Below are 17,876 nucleotides of genomic sequence, written 5' to 3'. Positions count from 1 at the left end.
CCCCAGGGGCCCTCCGCTACGGTTTTACGGCGGCGCACCCCTCACGTTCGCCCGGACCTCTGGCGCTCGGGTCGCCCTTGGTTGCTGGCCGGGTGGTTGCGTACTTGGCCTCCGTCAGGGCCTGGTCGCTGGGGTGGCGAGAAAAGCGTCGACTGATTCTTGAGTCGGGAGGAGGCCCTGGGCCTGGGCTTCTTTCAGGGTGGGGGCTGCCTCGTCCTTGTCGCTGAGGAGGGGCTTGAGGGGGGTGCCGTCTCTGGCGGTGGTGGGCCAGGTGATGGCCAGGTCCTCGTCGAGGGGGTGGATGCCGTGCTCGCGGCCCGGGGCGTAGCCGGCCGAGCACAGGTACAGGACCGTCGACGCGTCCTCCAGGGACATGAAGGCGTGGCCCAGGCCCTCGGACAGGTAGACGGCGCGGCGGTCGACGTCGTCCAGGAGGACGGCGTCCCAGGTGCCGAAGGTGGGGGAGCCCACGCGGAGGTCCACGACGACGTCGAGCACCGCGCCGCTCACGCACATGACGTACTTGGCCTGGCTGGGCGGCACGTCGGCGAAGTGGACGCCCCGGACCACTCCGGCGGCCGACACCGAGCAGTTGGCCTGCTGGAGGTCGAACGCGTGCCCGACGGCGTCGGCGAACGGGCCCGCCTTGAACGCCTCCAGGAAGAGTCCGCGCGGATCCCCGAACTGCTTCGGGGTGATCTCGAAGGCGCCGGGCACGGTCAGCTCGCGGTACTCCATGGAACTCCTCGCGTGGTTCGTCGACGGTCCTGCGGCCCTGGATAGGATCCTAGGGTGACCAGCGGACGCAGCACGGCACAGCAGTGGGTGGTCTTCGGCGCGGCCGGCATGCTCGGCCAGGACATGCTCGCCGCCGCCCGCGGCGCGGGCCACGAGGTGGCCGGGATCCGCCGGTCCGACGTCGACATCACCGACGCCTCGGCCGTGCTCGACGCCGTGGCGGGCCACGACGTCGTCGTCAACTGCGCGGGGTGGACCGCCGTCGATGACGCCGAGACCCACGAGGCGGAGGCCTTCGCCGCCAACGCGACCGGGCCCGCGCACCTCGCGCGCGCCGCCGCGGCGTCCGGGGCGCGCCTGGTCCATGTCTCCACGGACTACGTGTTCGACGGCGGCGCGACGCAGCCCTACGCCGAGGACGCGCCGGTGGATCCCAAGTCGGCCTACGGGCGCACCAAGGCCGCCGGCGAGTGGGCCGTGCGGGCGTACGCGCCCGACGCCCTCGTGGTCCGGACCGCGTGGCTCTACGGCGCGGGCGGGAAGTGTTTCCCGCAGACCATCGCGCGCGTGGCGGGGGAGCGGGACCGGCTGAGCGTCGTGGACGACCAGGTCGGCCAGCCCACCTGGACCGCGGACCTGGCGGACCTGATCGTGCGGCTCGTGGCGGCGCGGGCGCCCGGCGGGCTGTACCACGGGACGGCGTCGGGCCAGGTGACGTGGCACGGCTTCGCCCGCGAGGTGGTCGCGGCTGCCGGGCTCACGACGCCGGTCGACCCGACCACCAGCGCCGCCTACCAGCTCCCGGCGCCCCGGCCGGCGTACTCGGTGCTGGGGCACGACAGGCTCCGGGAGGTCGGAGTGGAGCCGATCGGCGACTGGGCGGACCGCTGGAAGGCGGCGGCACCGACGGTGCTTGGCCCCCGCTGAGCGCGAGGCGCTCGCGGTCAGGAGTCCAGCAGGCTCAGCAGGTACGTGCCGTAGCCGGACTTGGTGAGCTTCTCCGCCCGGGCGCGCAGGTCGTCGTCCGACAGGAAGCCGCGGCGCCACGCGACCTCCTCCGGGGCGCCGATCTTGAGGCCCTGGCGGCGCTCGATGGTGCGGACGTAGTCCGAGGCCTCGAGCAGCGAGTCGAAGGTCCCCGTGTCGAGCCAGGCGGTGCCGCGGGGCAGCACCTCGACCTGGAGCCGGTCCTGACGCAGGTACTCGGCGTTGATGTCGGTGATCTCGTACTCGCCGCGCGCCGAGGGTTCGAGCCCTTTCGCGATGGCCACGACGTCGTTGTCGTAGAAGTACAGGCCGGGCACGGCGTAGCTCGACTTGGGCCGGGCGGGCTTCTCCTCCAGGGAGAGCGCCTTGCCGTGCTCGTCGAACTCGACCACGCCGTAGGCGGTGGGGTCGGCGACGCGGTAGGCGAAGACCGCGCCCCCGTCGAGGTCGGCGAACCGGGTGAGCTGATGGCCCAGGCCGGGGCCGTAGAAGATGTTGTCGCCCAGCACGAGCGCGGCCGACTCGGCGCCGAGGAAGTCCTCGCCGAGCACGAACGCCTGGGCGAGGCCGTCGGGCGACGCCTGTGTCGTGTAGGTGATCGAGATGCCGAACTGCGCGCCGTCGCCGAGCAGCCGCTGGAACTGGTCGGCGTCGTGCGGGGTGGTGATGACCAGGATGTCGCGGATCCCGGCCAGGATCAGCGTGGACAGCGGGTAGTAGATCATCGGCTTGTCGTAGACGGGCACGAGCTGCTTGCTGATGCCCTGGGTGATCGGGTGCAGCCGTGTCCCTGAACCGCCGGCGAGAATGATTCCGCGCATGAGCCGGATCTTGCCACGCGACGGCCGGTCACCGAAGGGTGGAAGCGGGTGGTCGGGGGGTGTTCTCCTGCTCTTCCTCCGCCGTCTTTCTCTCATCAGGAAATTCCCGTGGAGAATTCACCCGGATGAAATCCCGTTCTCGCACACGGGCCGTCATCGTGCAGGTCAGAGGCCGGGTGAACCACGGGTGATCTCTTTCCCAGGGTGATGCGGCGCCGGTCGTCCGAGCGGTAATCAGATGGGTATGCATGGACCTGATGGAGTCAGCGACCTCCTTACCGCGCCGCCCCCCGCCGAACCAGAGGCGGCTCCCGCGCGACGTCGTCGCCGGGGCAAGGGCTTCGTCGCGCTCGTGATCGTCGGCGCCCTGGTGCTCGTCTGCGCCAGCGGCGCCATGGCCTACTACGGCTACAAGATCTCGCTCGACGAGAAGATCGAGCGCATCGAGGACCCGTTCGCCGGCATCGACGAGGCCGCCCGCCCCGAGCCGGCGCCCGTGGAGGGCACCGCGGCGCCCGTGAACATCCTGGCGCTCGGCTCCGACAGCCGGATCTCCGCCGGCGACCCCTCCGCCTGGGAGCTCGGGGCGCAGCGCACCGACGCGATCCTGCTCCTGCACCTGTCGGGGGACCGCAAGTCGGCCGCGGTGATCTCGATCCCGCGGGACTCCTGGGTGGACATCCCCGGCTTCGGCGAGGGGAAGATCAACGCGGCGTTCTCCTTCGGCGGCCCGGGCCTGATGGTCCAGACGGTCGAGGCCCTGACCGGGGTGCGTATCGACCACTTCGCGGTGAGCGACTTCGAGTCGTTCACGACGCTCACCGACACCCTCGGCGGCGTGGAGATCACGGTGCCCGACGGCGCGGGCGGCTCGGTGGAGCAGACGATGACGGGCCAGGAGGCGCTGGAGTTCACGCGCGAGCGGTACGCCCTGGCCAACGGCGACTTCGGCCGCGTGCAGCGGCAGCAGGCCTGGATGCGGGCGATCGCCTCGAAGGCCACCGAGAACAAGAGCGACCTGCTGAAGATGTCCAAGTTCCTGGAGGCCGCCGTGCGGGCCGTGGCCGTCGACCCGGACCTCACGATCGACCGGATGCTGGAGCTGGCCGTCAGCGCCAAGGACCTCTCCACCAGCGACATCACGTTCCTGACCGCGCCCTACTCGGGTACCGGCCGCAGCGACGACGGGCAGTCGATCGTGCTGCTCGACCGGGACGCGCTCGACCCGCTCATGGCGGCCGTGGCGCGCGACGAGCTGCCCGTCTACCTCGCGGAGCAGCCCGGCGGGATCGACACGCTGCCCGCCGTCGTGGAGTAGCCGCGGCCACGAGCGGTCGAGGCCGCGGTGCCGCGGAAAGTTGACCGGCCGAAATATTGCCCGGGTGAATCTCCGCCCCTTTCACCCGCTATCGCAATTGGGGGACATGCGCCGCTTGTAGCATCAGTTCACCAATGGCGCATCCTGGACCTCCGGCACCTTCTCTTTTCGCGCCTGGCGGGGTGCCCTTATCGCTGAATGCCCTCGGGCAGACAAGGACATTCTTGCCGTGAAGGATCGTGCGCCGGGCGTGGTGCGAGGGCTCCGTCGCGCGGTGTGGCACCTGCGGCAGGGCGGCATCGAGCAGCTTCGGACGCATCTGCGCAGGCAGCAGGTGCCGCTCGCCGGGCAGGTCGGCGGTTCGCGCCTGACGAAGGACGGCCTGGTGTTCGACCCGTGGCCGGCCCGTCCGACGTCGGGTCTGGCGGCGCGCGGGACCGTGGTCGACGGCGCAGCGGCCGGGCGCGACCCGGTCGGCGGGCCGCGCGACCTGCGGGTCGGCGTCATCCTGGACGACTTCTCGCGGCTCGCGTTCGCGCCCGAGTGGCACCAGGTGGCGCTGACCCCCACGACCTGGCAGGACGAGCTGGCGAGCGGCCTGGACCTGCTCTTCGTGGAGTCCGCGTGGAACGGCAACGACGGCGCGTGGCAGTACCACCTGACCGGCACGTCGGCCCCGCGCCCGGCCTTCGCCGAGCTCGTCGCGGCCTGCCGTGCGGCGGGCGTGCCGACCGTGTTCTGGAACAAGGAGGACCCGGTCCACTTCGCGGACTTCCTCGACGCCGCCCGCCTGTTCGACCGGGTCTACACCACCGACGTCGACCGCGTGCCCGCCTACGTCGAGGCCCTCGGCCACGACCGGGTGGGCGTGCTGGAGTTCGCCGCGCAGCCCGCCGTCCACAACCCGGTGCGCCTGCACGGCCGCGGCCCGGAGCGGGACGTCGCGTTCGCCGGGATGTACTTCGCGCACAAGTACCCGGAGCGGCGCGAGCAGATGGACCTGCTGCTCGGTGCGGCCCTGGACGTGTCGCCCCGGATGCGGCACGGCCTGGAGATCTTCAGCCGGTTCCGCGGCAAGGACGAGAAGTACCAGTTCCCCGCGCCGCTGGACGGGCGCGTCGTCGGCTCGCTCGACTACGACCGGATGCTGACCGCCTACCGCGAGTACAAGGTCTTCCTCAACGTGAACTCCGTGGTCGGCTCGCCGTCGATGTGCGCGCGCCGGATCTTCGAGATCACGGCGTCCGGGACGCCCGTCGTCTCGACGCCGAGCGCGGCCGTGGGGGAGTACTTCCCCGGCGACGAGGTCTTCGTCGCCGAGACCCGCGAGGCCGGCGCGCACGCGATCCGGGCGCTCGTGCGCTCGCCCGAGCTGCGCGACCGCGCGGTCCACAAGGGCCAGCGCCGCATCTGGCGCGAGCACACCTACGCCGCCCGGTCGCAGAAGGTGCTGGCCGACGTGGGCCTGGCCGGCTCGGCCGTCGTCGCGCGACCGACCGTGACCGCCCTCGTCTCCACGAACCGCCCGCACCAGCTCGACCACGTGCTCGGCGTGCTCGGCGCCCAGGAGGGCGTGGACCTGCAGGTCGCGCTGCTCACGCACGGCTTCGAGGCGGACGACGCCGACCTGCGCACCCGCGCCAAGGAGGCCGGCGTCGGCTCGCTGGAGCTGCTGACGGCGACGGCGGACGTGCCGCTGGGCACGTGCCTGAACCTGCTGCTGGACGCGGCCGACGGCGACGTCGTGGCCAAGATCGACGACGACGACCTGTACGGGCCGCAGTACCTGTCCGACCAGCTGTACGCGCTGGCGTACTCGGGCGCGGACGTGGTGGGCAAGCAGGCGCACTACATGTACCTCGAGGGCCCCGACGCGACGATCCTGCGGTTCGCGGAGCGGGAGCACCGGTACACGGACTTCGTGATGGGGCCGACGATCGTGGCGCGGCGCGATGTGGCCGCCGCGGTGCGGTTCAAGGCAGTGAGCCGCGGCGAGGACTCGCGGTTCCTCAAGGGTGTGGTGCGCGGCGGCGGCACGGTGTTCTCGGCCGACCGGTTCAACTTCGTCCAGGTGCGGTCTGCCGCGGGTGGCCACTCCTGGGACGTCGCCGACGCCGAGCTGCTCGCGAGCGGCCAGGTCAAGTTCTACGGGCGTGCGACATCGCACGTGATCTTCTGAGAGTGCGGGGAACGAGAAACATGGGCATCAGCAGCGTCGGAGTCGTCGGCCTCGGGTACATCGGGCTACCGACGGCAGCGATCCTCGCTGCCAACGGGATGTCCGTCACCGGCATCGACGTCAACCCGAGCACGGTCGACGCCGTGAACCGTGGCGAGGTCCCGTTCGTGGAGCCGGACCTGGCCGCCTACGTCAGTGGGAGCGTTGCCAGCGGCAAGCTGCGGGCCGTCACGAGCCCCGAGCCGGCCGACTGCTTCATCGTCGCGGTGCCCACGCCGTTCCAGGGCGACCACGAGCCGGACCTGTCGTACGTGCGGGCGGCGGCCCAGGCCATCGCGCCGCAGCTGCGCGGCGGTGAGCTCGTCATCCTGGAGTCGACCTCGCCTCCCGGGACCACGAGGAAGCTGGCCGACTGGATCATCGAGGCGCGTCCCGACCTGAGCCTGGACGGCGCCGACGGGCGACCCACGTTCCATGCGGCGCACTGCCCCGAGCGCGTGCTGCCCGGACGGGTGATGGTCGAGCTGGTCACCAACGACCGGATCGTCGGCGGGCTCACGCACGAGGCGGCGGAGCGGGCGCGTGACCTGTACCGGGCGTTCTGCCACGGCGAGATCCTGCTGACCGACGCGAAGACCGCCGAGATGGCAAAGCTCGTCGAGAACTCGTTCCGCGACGTGAACATCGCGTTCGCCAACGAGCTCTCGGTCATCGCGGACCGCCTTGGCATCGACGTCTGGGAGCTCGTCCGGCTCGCGAACCACCACCCGCGGGTCAACATCCTCCAGCCTGGGCCCGGCGTGGGCGGGCACTGCATCGCGGTGGACCCGTGGTTCATCGTCGACGCCGCGCCCGAGGAGGCGCGGCTCATCCGGACGGCGCGGGAGGTCAACGACACGAAGCCGGGCTGGGTGCTCGACAAGGTGCGCGCCGCAGTGGAGGGCACGGACAAGCCCGTGATCGCGGCTCTCGGCCTCGCGTTCAAGCCGGACATCGACGACCTGCGCGAGTCGCCGGCGCGCCGGATCGTCGGTGCGCTGGCGGACGAGTACCCGCAGGCCGAGATCCTCGTGGTGGAGCCGCATGTCGGCGAGCTGCCGAAGGAGCTGGCGAACCGCCGCAACGTCGTCCTGAGCACCGTCGAGGACGCCGTCGCGCGTGCGGACGTCATCGCACTCCTCGTCGGGCACTCTGCGTTCTCGGAGATCAGGGACGGATCGCTCGCCGACGCGAAGCGGGTGCTGAGCTTCGTCGGTCCGGTCGTGGCGTCGACGGCATGATCGCGGCCCCCTTCCGACGGTTCCTCGGCGGCGTCGTGCGCCGGGCCAGGAGGCCGCGCCTGTCCGTCGTCATGCCCTGCAGGGACGGCGGCGAGTACCTGGAGCCGGCGATCCGCAGCGTGCTCAACCAGGACCTCCGCGACCTCGAGGTGATCGTCGTCGACGACGGGTCCACCGACGGGTCCCGAGAGCTGGTGGCCCGGCTGAGGGCCCGTGACCGCCGGTTGCGCACGACCCGGACCCGCGGGGGCCAGGGTCCGGGCGCCGCGCGGAACCTCGGCGTGGAGCTCGCCCGGGGTCGCTACCTCGCTTTCGTCGACGCGGACGATGTCGTCCTTCCCGGGGCGTACGACGACATGGTCCGCAGGCTGCGGCGGCCGCGCACCGACATGGTGATGGGCGGGTACCTCCGCCACGGTGCGACCGGGAGCCACCGCCCCAAGGTGGTGGCCAGGGTGCACCGCACCGACGTGCTCGGCACCACCGCGGCCCGGACGCCGGAGGCCGCGGACGAACCGGTCGTCTGGAACCGCATGTACCGCACGGCTTTCTGGCGACGCGCGGTGGGACCCTTCCCCGAGGCGGGCAACTACGAGGACCGCGAGCCCGCACTGCGTGCTACGCTGCGCGCGCGCCGGTTCGACCTGCTGGAGCGCGACGTGTACTCGTGGCGTCTGCCCGAGGGCCGGGGCTCGCGCTCGCAGCACAAGGAGGAGCTCTCGGACCTCGAGGACCGCGTCGCGGTCATCGAGCGCAAGATCCCCCTCCTTGCCGAGGCCCCGGCGCAGGTCCGCGACCGGGTCTGGGCCCGCTGGCTCGGTACGGACCTCGGGATGTTCGCCGCCCATGTGCCTCAGTGCGACGACGCCTACTGGGCCGTGCTGCAGCGGACGGCGGCCCGGTTGACGGACGGCGCCTCGCCGGAGGTATGGGCGCGGATCCCGGTGTCGGACCGGCTCCTGAGCTACGTGATCAGCGAAGGTGCCCGGGACGACGCCGAGGAGCTGCTGGGCACCCGTGCGGAGGACACCACCGCGGTGCCGCTCGTGGTGGACGCCGGGACGCTGCGGGCCGTGCCGGAGGTGCTCGGGCGGCTGACGACGCGGATCCCGGCGAACCTGCTCACCGTCGACCCCGCGTTGCTCGAGCCGGGGGTCGGGGTCCTGCGCACCGGGTGGGTCGCCCCAGGGCTGCTGTCGGTGACCGGATGGGCGTACCTTCCGGGCCTGGATCCGGCGACCGAAGGTCTCGTGACCTCGGTCGGCCGCCGGAACGGGGCGGATGACGAGACCGGGTGCGAGCTGCATCCGGTTACCGACCCCGAGATCGACGTCGAGAGCGGCGACCCCTGGCGGTCGTACGCGCGGTCCGGGTTCGAGGCGCTGGTGAAGACGGACGGGCCCGAGGACCGGGACGTCACGCTCGTCGTCGCGCTCGAGCTCGGGGGACAGCGCTGGACCGCAGACCTCGCGGTGAGCCTCCCCTCGGGCAAGGTCGCGGGTCCGGTGCCGGCGCAGCCGCGCGGCAGCGGGTTCGGTCCGACGCGTGTGCGCATGGACGGGGTGCGGGTCGACGGGCCGCGCGTCGTGGTCGTGGGCAGCGTGTCGCCGGTGGTGCCCCGGCTCCGGGTCGGTGTCTCCACGTCACGCCAGTCGTTCGAGACCTCGGTGACCCCTGCTCCGGACGGCTCGTTCGAGGCCATGATCGCGCCCGTCGGCGCGGCGTTCCCGAGCGACGGTTACTTCGTGCGCTGGTCGACCAAGGACGACGGGCCGTTGGTGGGTTGGGCACGGCCGGGGCACACCCTCACGGAGGGCCCGGTCGCCGTTGACGGTGAGCTCCAGCGAGCAGCCATGAAGCGGCACGGCGAGAACGCCGTGAGCCTGACCGTGAGCGCCCCGCTGACCGCCGAGGAACGGTCTCGTGCCGGACAGCGGAGGCTGCGCGACGCCGCGCCGACAGGCGCCCTCACCCGGGCGATCGTGTTCGAGACCTTCAACGGCAAGTCGTGCGAGGGCAGCCCCCGCGCCGTGTTCGCCGCGCTGCGCGCGGCCGGCGTCGACGCCGCCATGTACTGGTCCGTGCGGGACCTCTCGGTACCGGTCCCCGACGGTGGCAAGGCCCTGATCATCGGTTCGGCCGAGTGGCACCGCGTGCTGGGGACGGCCAGGGTGCTGGTGAGCAACAACAACTTTCCGCACTGGTTCGTCAAGCGGCCGGGCCAGTTCTTCCTCCAGACCTGGCACGGCACGCCGATCAAGCGACTGCTGTTCGACCTGCCGAACTCCGCGTCGCCACTGACCTACCGGCGGATGATGCGACGCCAGGTCCCGATGTGGGACCTGCTGCTGGCGCAGACGCCGGCAGCCGAGCAGAACCTGCGGACCGGCCTCGGGTACGACGGCGAGGCCTGGGTCGTGGAGCAGCCGTCCAACGGCGTGCTGTACGAGAGCGCGGGCGTCCGCGAGCGAGCTCGCGAGCGGTTGGGGATCGGTGCGGACGAGCGGGTGGTGCTCTACGCCCCGACGTGGCGCGAGGCGCACCGGAACCGGTCCCGGGCGGGGAGCTGGGCCGAGGCCCTGGACCCGGACGGGCTCGCGGCGGCCGTCGACGCGCGGGTGCTGGTCCGCAGCCACCACGTCTCGGCCCGGGCCGCCGCCACCGGTGCGGGGGTGCTCGACGTCAGTGAGTACCCGTCGGTCGAGGAGCTGATGCTCGCGGCCGACCTGCTGGTCAGCGACTACTCGTCGGTGCTGCACGACTGGTCGGTCACCCGGCGCCCCGCGATCGTCTACGCGCCGGACCTCGAGTGGTACCGCGACGTCGAGCGCGGTTTCTACGGGGACTGGCCCGCCACCTCGCCCTGGCCCCTCACCGCGACGCCGGACGAGCTGGCCGCCGCCGTGCGCGCGGCGTTCGAGAGCGGGGCGGCGGGTGCGGCACCGCCCCTGGACGGGACACACGTCCGCGACGAGCGGCGTCGGCTCGTCGAGAAGATCTCCCGCCACCTGGACCTCGAGGTCGCAGGCGAGGCGGAACACATCGGTACCAAGGAGATTCGATGAAGCGCGTCATCACGTACGGAACGTTCGACATGCTGCACTACGGGCACATCGAGCTGCTGCGGCGAGCGCGTGCGCTCGGTGACTACCTGATCGTCGCCCTGTCCAGCGACGAGTTCAACGCGGGCAAGGGCAAGAAGGCCTACTTCTCGTACGAGGACCGCAAGCGCATGCTCGAGGCGATCCGCCACGTGGACCTGGTGATCCCCGAGCACACCTGGGAGCAGAAGTCCTCGGACATCGGCCTCTACCAGGTGGACACCTTCGTGATCGGCGACGACTGGGCCGGCAAGTTCAACGAGCTCAAGACGCAGTGCGAGGTCGTGTACCTGGCTCGGACACCGGAGATCTCCACCACGCAGATCAAGGCAGAGCTGACGAAGGCGTCTTGAGCGACCTGGTCAGGAAGACGGAGAAGATGGGGCGTCAGGTGAAGACGGGGGTATCCCAGCAGGTTCGCGAGGTCGGCCTGAAGGTGGCAGCCGGTGGTCAGGGTTCCGCCGCGGCCGCGGCGCACTACCGGCTCGCAGTGCTCGACATCGCCGCCGACCGGCTCGCCGGCGCTCAGACGAGGCTCGAACGTGCCCTGGCGATCGACGACAGCCAGGCGGTGTGGCACCACCGGCTCGGGTTCGTCCAGGAGCGCCGCAAGCTCTACGCCGACGCACTTGCGTCCTACGAGCGGGCGCTCGCGATCGACCCCACGGTGGCGGAGCGCCACTACCGCGCCGGCCGCTGCCTCCAGGCGCTCCGCAACCGCGGCCAGGCCATGCAGCGGTTCGAGACGGCCGTCGTTCTCGACCCGAAGCACGTCAGGGCTGCCGCGGCGCTGTTCGAGATGCTGGACAACAGCGTCCCGCTGTGGCGCAAGCACGAGATCCTCGACCTCGTGGCGCCGATCCTGGACAGCCCGGACGGATACACGCAGCAGGTGCAGGTCGCGCACGACCTGGGCCGGGACGAGGACGTGCTGCGGGTCGTGGCCCGACTGGAGCAGTCCCACCAGGCCGACTCCCCGACCTACCTCCTCGCCGGGCTCGCGGCCGAGAAGCTCGGTCGGACGGCGCAGGCCAGGCGCGAGCTGGAGAAGGCGTGCCGCCTGGACAACGACCCCCGCACGATGATCGTGGGGCCGGGCATCTTCTTCGAGCGTCAGGGGGACTGGCGCGAGGCGGCGGCCCGGTTCGTCGCCCGCTGGGACGAGGGCGTCCGTGACGCGGAGCTGGCGTTCAAGGCGGGTTACGCGTTCGAGCGGCAGTACCTCTGGGAGGAGGCGGTCCGGTGGTTCGACATCGCGCTCGGGCTCGACGCGCGTCTTCCGTACCGGCACTACAAGAGGGCCCTCGCCCTGGAACGGGGTGGACACCGCTCCGCCGCCATCGACGGGTACGCGGCCGCGCTCGAGCTCGGCGGGCGCTCGCAGCGTGACTGGTTCTACCGGCTCGGCCGGTGCCTGCTCGACGACGGACGTCCGGCGGAGGCGCTCGACGCGCTGCTCCGGTTCGCCGGGGCGGACGACCTCGCCGCTGAGCTGCTCCCGCGGCACGACCGCGACGACGCGCCGTCCGCGGAACGGCCGGAGGTGCGGGACCTGATCCAGGACCGTTCCGCAGCGGCTCAGCTGACCTACGCCCGATCGGGCGTCGACATCCTTCCCACCGATCCGGCGCTGTGGCTGCGGCTCGCGGAGACGCTGTCGACGGCGGGAGACCTCGGTGCGGCCGACGAGGCCTACCGCGAGTACGAACGGCGTGCACCGGAGATCGACCTGCGCAACCGTGCTCAGCACGCACTCGTGCTGGCGGATCTCGGACGGGAGGAGGCTGCCGCTCGCCTGCTGCTCGACGGGCGCGAGTTCGCCCTGCCCGACGGGCTCCCGCTCGGCACGATCACCGGGACGGACCACGCCCGGCGCCGCGCCCTGTACGTCGAGTACTCCGAGCGGTACGAGGTCGCCGAGGGGACGGTGCTCTTCGAGTCGTACTGGGGCGACAAGGTCGCCTGCAACCCGCTGGCCATCTACCGGGCCATGCTGCGCGACGCCCGTTTCCGGGACCACACGTTCGTCTGGGTGGTCAAGGCGGACACCGACGTCCCCGTCGACGTCCGGTCCGATCGCCGGACCGTCCTCGCGACGTACGGCAGCGAGCTGCACGTCCGGACTCTCGCGACGGCGGGCACGCTGGTGAACAACACGTCCTTCGTGGACTACGTCACCCGTCGCGACGGCCAGCTCTACCTCAACACCTGGCACGGAACGCCGCTCAAGACCCTCGGCAAGCGCATCGGCACGGGGGTGGCCGAGTACGCCAACGTCGCGCGCAACCTGCGCAACACGACCCACGTCGTCGCTCCCAACGCGCACACCCGGGACGTGCTCGTCCACGACTACGACCTCGACGTCACCTATCGAGGGGTGGCGGACGCGCTCGGGTCGCCACGCCTGGACGCGCTGGTCGTCGCGGGCGACGAGGAGCGCCAGGCGGCGCTGGACCGGCTGGGCCTGCGGGTCGGCGCCGGCGAACGAGTGGTGTTCTACGCCCCGACGTGGCGCGGCGGCGGCGAGCACCGCACCATCGACGCGGAGTCGGTCGTCCAGGACCTCACGGAGATGGGTTCGGTGCCCGGCACGATCGTCCTCTACCGGGTGCACCACATGGTCGAGGCGGTCGTGGGCGACATCGAGGTGCCGGCGATCAAGGTCCCCGCCGACATCGACACGTACGACGTCCTTCCCTGCGTCGACGTGATGGTCACGGACTACTCGAGCCTGATGTTCGACTTCCTCGTCACCGGGCGTCAGGTGATCCTGTACACGCCCGACCTCGACGAGTACGTCGCGGAACGTGGCGTGTACTTCCGGCCCGACGAGGTCTTCGACGACGTCGTCCGGACCCGGTCCGAGCTCCGGGAGGAGCTCGGCCGGACCGCTCCCTTCGAGCCCGGCCCTCGGTACCAGGAGTCACGACGGCGCTTCACCGCCGCGGAGGACGGGAAGGCTGCGGCCCGCTGCCTCGACCTGATCGTCCGCCGTCGCGACGACGTGTCGGCCACCCCGAGGGCCAGGGCGGAGGGCGAGGCCGAGGCGGTCGTCTTCTTCTCCTCGCTCATCCCCAACGGGATCTCGACGTCGCTGCTGAACCTGCTCGCGAACCTCGACCGGTCGCGGTACCGGCCCGCGCTCCTCATGGAGCCGGCGATCGTGGAGCGGTACCCGGACCGGCTGGAGACGTTGGCGAAGGTACCGTCCGACGTCTCACTGATCACCAGGAACGGCGCGATGGTGGTGTCGGTCGAGGAGCGTTGGCTCATCGACCGGTTCACGAAGCACTCCTATCTGTCGGAGCCGCAGTGGGAGCTCGTCCGCAAGGGCTATCAGCGCGAGCTGCGACGGCTGCTCGGTACGACGCGTCCGGTCACGCTCGTCGAGTTCGAGGGGTACTCGACGTTCTGGATGTCGCTCCTCGCCGCCGCCGAAGGTTCTGGACACCGGTCCTACGCCTTTCTCCACAACGAGATGCTCGCGGAGAAGGAGACCAAGTACCCGTCCCTGGAGGCGGTCTTCCAGCAGTACCGGGACTTCACGGGTCTCGCCAGCGTCTCCGGTGCGACGGCCGAGCTGAACGGATCGGAGCTCGAGGCGGCCGGCTACCTGCGCGGCAAGCCGATGGCCGCCGTGCACAACGCCCTCGACCACGAGCAGGTGGTCGCCCGCGCCGCGCAGGCGGCCGATCTCCCGGCCGGGCTCGAGGAGCACGAGGGACCGCTCGTGGTCGTCGTGGGGCGCTTCTCGCGGGAGAAGAACCAGGTCGACGCCGTCCGGGCGATGAAGCGCGTCCTGGGGCAGCGACCCGACGCCAAGCTCGTCGTCGTCGGTTCAGGCCCCCTGGAAGGGTTCCTCAAGACTGCGGTCGTGGAGGCGGGGATCGCGCCCTCCGTCGTGTTCACGGGGCAGCTGGCCAACCCGATGCCGCTGATGAGGCGTGCTGACGTCTTCGTGATGACCTCGACGCACGAGGGGCAGCCGCAGGTGCTGTTCGAGGCGATGATCCTCGGCACCCCAATCGTCACCTATCCGACCCCGGGCATCCGGGAGGCGGTCGAGCTCGGGTACGGCCGCGTCGTCGAACCCTCCCCGGAGGCCTTGGCGGAAGCGGTGCTGGAGACCCTGGACGGCACGGGCGAGGCCGTCGGCGTGTTCGACGCAGAGGCCTTCAACAGGCGGGCGCGGGCCGAGTTCAACGAACTGGTTCAAGCGGTGCGCCGGCCGTAGCGGGTCCACGTGTCCGAAGGCCGAAGGGCCTTGAGACCCCACCGGGTCTCAAGGCCCTTCTTTCAACTGCGATGCGCGGTAGCTGGTTCCTCAGGCGACCTGGTGAATTCCTGCGGGAAGGCCGAACCCGGAGAGGAGTGCGTTGAGGGCCATCGCCTGATGCTGGATCGTCTGCCCCGGAACGTCGGAATGCGTCTTGATCTTCTGGTTGTCCGAGTCGAGGAAGGTGATGTGGTCACCGATCGGCGCCAGCGTCGCACCGATGTAGTCGTACTGAGGTGATCGGTGCGAGGTGACGACGACCGGGTGGTACCACTCCGGGTACTGGGCGCCGCGGGCGTACTGAGCCAGCCGACCGAAGACTGCTTCCTTGGTCTCGGGAAAGATTCCTCCCGAGGTGAAGTGCACGTCGGCATGGTTCTGTTCGTAGTGGGCGTCGTTCAGGATGGGGTCGACGGCCACGAAGTTCCAGGTGTTCAGCAGGCCCTGGTGCAGCGCGCCCGTCCCGCCCTTCGAGGGCCCGTACAGAACCACCTTCTCCTGGGCGATCGCGTTCTCGGCGATGAACTCGCCGATGAACCGGCTGATCCGGTCGCTGTTCCCCGGGAGATAGGTCGTGTTGAGGTAGAACGACCCTCGCACGCCACCGAGATCGGCGATCCGCAGGACGCCGGTCCCCGGGACGAGGTGCTTCTGGATCGCCTTGTACGTCTGGAAGAAGTGACGGTTGATGCTTGTCTCGAGCCGGTCGGTCATCGGGGAGAAGACGACCACGAGCTTGGTCGTCCTGCCGTTGGTCGCAGGTGAGAACTGGTAGACGACCTTGTTGTCCGGCGTCATCTTGTAGGTCCCGCTCTTCACCGCCTGCCAGAGATTCCTCAGCTCGTCGTGCTGGACCAGCCGCGTCGTACCCGCATCAACCTTGTAGATGTAGAAGCCGTTGTTGGTGAGGAAGTTGAGAGCATCGCGAGCACGCTGGTCCTGCCGCGCCGCCTGCATCAGGTTCCTCCCGTCCGGGACCACTCCGAGCAGATCGAGATGGAGGAACTTCGGCAGCGCCCCGTTGCGTTCGATCTCCGCGGCGACGCCCGCCGCGCCGTCGGCGATGGTCGCCTTGACCACGGCCGTGCTCTTCGGCTTCGGCGCCGCGCCGGGTCCACCCGCACCGTTGGCGGTGTGCGCCGGGACGACGTTGCGGGAGCCGGTCTGCGGGCCGGCCGGGTTCATGACACGCGGTACGTCCGCGCTCGGCATGCGGTGGCCGCCGGTGACGGGCTGTGCCCCCGGCCCCCACACCACGCGCCCCTCGATGCCGGTCAGCTGGCGGACGACGTCCAGGTACACGTGCTCCGCGTAGTGGAACGGCGCATCGCCCCACGGGTGGTGCGGGCCGGACACCACGGTGGCGGGGTCCACGGTCACGACGTGGGCGCCGAGGGCCTGTGCCGCGGCCTCCACGTACGGCCGGAACACCGGGTTGGCCTGTGCGGCGGAGACGCCGAACGAGTCAGGCGTGGGCTGACCGCTCTCCGACCACTCCGCCCAGGGGATGTCCAGCAGGGCGATGCCCACGTGCGGCATGACGCCGCGGATCGACTCGCCCAGTGCGCGGATGGCCCCCTGCCAGTACTCGAAGTGCTGCTGGGTGCCGAAGGCGAGGTGACGGGTGCCCTGGGGCAGGTGGTTCTCGGCGCCGGACTGGATGAGCTCCACCGAGCGCGTCAGCACGGTGCCGTCGGGCAGCAGGTAGACGCCCAGGCGCTCGTCGGTGAGGTCGACCAGGAGCACGTCGACGTGCTCGGCGAAGTCGGGCAGCATCCTCCGCAGGCTCGACCCGAAGTCGCCGGTGACCATCCGCTGCTGGAACCGCGACTCCAGCGTGGGCGGGGCCATCAGCTCGACCGGCCGGGTCGTCGCGCTCAGGGCGGACTGCCGCGCCACGTACTGGACCAGCTCGAACTGCTCCGGATCGAAGTGCTCGAACGTGTCTCGTGACACGCACGAACCATAGATAAAGACCCTGGTCTTGCTCATGCTCCACCCTCTGCAGTAACGGCAGTGAATTCTTCGTCCAGCACGAGGTCCGGCAGCAGGCCGGTCACCTCGGGCGCGAGCATGCGGGCCGTCGCGTCCAGCACCCGGCTCGCGCTGCGTCCGTCACCGTACGGGTTGATGGCCTGCGCCATCGCCGCGTAGGCCGCGTCGTCGGTCAGCAGCCGGTTCACCTCGGCGACGATCCGCTCCTCGTCGGTGCCGATGAGCCGGGCGGTGCCGGCCTCGACCGCCTCGGGGCGCTCGGTGTTGTCGCGCATGACGAGCACCGGCTTGCCCAGGCTCGGCGCCTCCTCCTGGAGGCCGCCCGAGTCGGTGAGCACCAGCGTCGAGAGCGACAGCAGGTGCGTGAACTCGCCGTAGCCGAGCGGCTCGGTCACGGTGACGTTGGCCAGCCCGTCGAGGTGCGGCAGCACGGCGTCGCGCACCACGGGGTTGCGGTGCACCGGCAGCACGATCTCCGTGTCGGGGAACCGGCGGGCGATCCGCGCGAGGGCGCGGCCCACCCCTTCCATCGCGGCACCCCAGTTCTCCCGGCGGTGCGTGGTCACCAGCACGATCCGGCGGCCCGACGCCGCGACCCGCTCGAGGCCCGGGTCCGTGAACGCCGTCCGGCGCTCCACGGCGAGGTACAGCGCGTCGATGACGGTGTTGCCGGTCACGGCGATGTCCTCGAGCCGGACGCCCTCCGCCACGAGGTTGGCCAGGCTGCGCAGGGTCGGCGCGAGGTGCAGGGAAGCGATCTGGGACGTGATCTTCCGGTTCGCCTCCTCCGGGAACGGCGACATGATGTCGCCGCTGCGCAGGCCTGCCTCCAGGTGCACCACCGGGATCCGCCGGTAGAACGCGGCCAGCGCGGCGGCCGTCGAGGTCGACGTGTCGCCCTGCACCACGACGACGTCGGGCCGCCGGGCCTCCAGGATCGGGTCGAGCCGGGACATGACGCGGGCGAAGATCTGCCCGAGCGTCTGACCGTGGCTCATGACGTCGAGGTCGTGGTCGGGCACGATGCCGAAGACCTCGTTGACCTGGTCGAGCATCTCGCGGTGCTGGCCGGTCACGACGGTCACGGAGTCGAACCGGTCGTCGGCCTCGAGCGCCGTGATGACCGGGGCCACCTTGATGGCCTCCGGACGTGTCCCGTAGACCGTCATGACGAGCGGACG

General features: G+C 70.9%; 11 protein-coding genes. 7 read left to right on the top strand and 4 right to left on the bottom strand.

The genetic code is table 11. The annotated features are described in order from the left end of the window. Positions 1 to 114: 114 nt before the first annotated feature. Positions 115 to 738, bottom strand: a complete 624-nt coding sequence (locus ACFWEJ_RS06870; protein WP_377228450.1) for a dTDP-4-dehydrorhamnose 3,5-epimerase family protein — start codon at positions 736 to 738, stop codon at positions 115 to 117. A gap of 54 nt (positions 739 to 792) precedes the next feature. On the opposite strand from ACFWEJ_RS06870, the gene rfbD reads away from it, so the two are divergent. Beyond that, positions 793 to 1,665 (top strand): dTDP-4-dehydrorhamnose reductase, encoded by an 873-nt coding sequence (gene rfbD, locus ACFWEJ_RS06865; RefSeq protein ID WP_377228449.1) that lies wholly within the window; start codon positions 793 to 795, stop codon positions 1,663 to 1,665. Between the two features lie 17 nt (positions 1,666 to 1,682). On the opposite strand, the gene rfbA is transcribed toward rfbD, so the two are convergent. Further along, on the bottom strand, positions 1,683 to 2,546 hold the full coding sequence (gene rfbA / locus ACFWEJ_RS06860; RefSeq protein WP_377228448.1) for a glucose-1-phosphate thymidylyltransferase RfbA: 864 nt from the start codon (positions 2,544 to 2,546) through the stop codon (positions 1,683 to 1,685). Positions 2,547 to 2,790: 244 nt separating this feature from the next. On the opposite strand from rfbA, the gene ACFWEJ_RS06855 reads away from it, so the two are divergent. The 6 genes from ACFWEJ_RS06855 (at position 2,791) to ACFWEJ_RS06830 (ending at position 14,658) form a co-directional block, all read left to right on the top strand. Beyond that, a complete protein-coding gene (locus ACFWEJ_RS06855) occupies positions 2,791 to 3,864 on the top strand; it encodes an LCP family protein (protein WP_377228447.1) in 1,074 nt (357 codons plus the stop codon). A 229-nt stretch (positions 3,865 to 4,093) separates the two neighbouring features. Next, a complete protein-coding gene (locus ACFWEJ_RS06850; protein ID WP_377228446.1) occupies positions 4,094 to 6,043 on the top strand; it encodes a glycosyltransferase in 1,950 nt (649 codons plus the stop codon). A gap of 20 nt (positions 6,044 to 6,063) precedes the next feature. After that, entirely contained in the window at positions 6,064 to 7,323 is a 1,260-nt protein-coding gene (gene wecC, locus ACFWEJ_RS06845; protein ID WP_377228445.1) for a UDP-N-acetyl-D-mannosamine dehydrogenase, read from the top strand. After that, positions 7,320 to 10,388: a CDP-glycerol glycerophosphotransferase family protein gene (locus tag ACFWEJ_RS06840; RefSeq protein WP_377228444.1), complete on the top strand. Its 3,069-nt coding sequence runs from the start codon at positions 7,320 to 7,322 to the stop codon at positions 10,386 to 10,388. The genes wecC and ACFWEJ_RS06840 overlap by 4 nt, the downstream gene beginning before the upstream one ends. Beyond that, positions 10,385 to 10,777, top strand: a complete 393-nt coding sequence (gene tagD / locus ACFWEJ_RS06835; protein WP_377228443.1) for a glycerol-3-phosphate cytidylyltransferase — start codon at positions 10,385 to 10,387, stop codon at positions 10,775 to 10,777. The genes ACFWEJ_RS06840 and tagD overlap by 4 nt, the downstream gene beginning before the upstream one ends. Then, positions 10,774 to 14,658, top strand: coding sequence for a CDP-glycerol glycerophosphotransferase family protein (locus ACFWEJ_RS06830; RefSeq protein WP_377228442.1), 3,885 nt, complete (start codon positions 10,774 to 10,776; stop codon positions 14,656 to 14,658). The genes tagD and ACFWEJ_RS06830 overlap by 4 nt, the downstream gene beginning before the upstream one ends. Before the next feature lie 90 nt (positions 14,659 to 14,748). On the opposite strand, the gene ACFWEJ_RS06825 is transcribed toward ACFWEJ_RS06830, so the two are convergent. Both ACFWEJ_RS06825 and wecB read right to left on the bottom strand, forming a co-directional pair. Beyond that, positions 14,749 to 16,692: an XcbB/CpsF family capsular polysaccharide biosynthesis protein gene (locus ACFWEJ_RS06825; RefSeq protein WP_377228441.1), complete on the bottom strand. Its 1,944-nt coding sequence runs from the start codon at positions 16,690 to 16,692 to the stop codon at positions 14,749 to 14,751. Next, complete coding sequence (wecB, locus tag ACFWEJ_RS06820; RefSeq protein ID WP_377228452.1) at positions 16,689 to 17,864, bottom strand: non-hydrolyzing UDP-N-acetylglucosamine 2-epimerase; 1,176 nt, start codon at positions 17,862 to 17,864, stop codon at positions 16,689 to 16,691. Before wecB ends, ACFWEJ_RS06825 begins: the two co-directional genes overlap by 4 nt. Positions 17,865 to 17,876: the final 12 nt, after the last annotated feature.

This window comes from Promicromonospora sp. NPDC060204, from assembly GCF_042728455.1.
Classification (GTDB): Bacteria; Actinomycetota; Actinomycetes; order Actinomycetales; family Cellulomonadaceae; genus Promicromonospora.
Note: the sequence above shows the minus strand (reverse complement) of the source record. Positions and strands in the feature narration are given on the sequence as shown.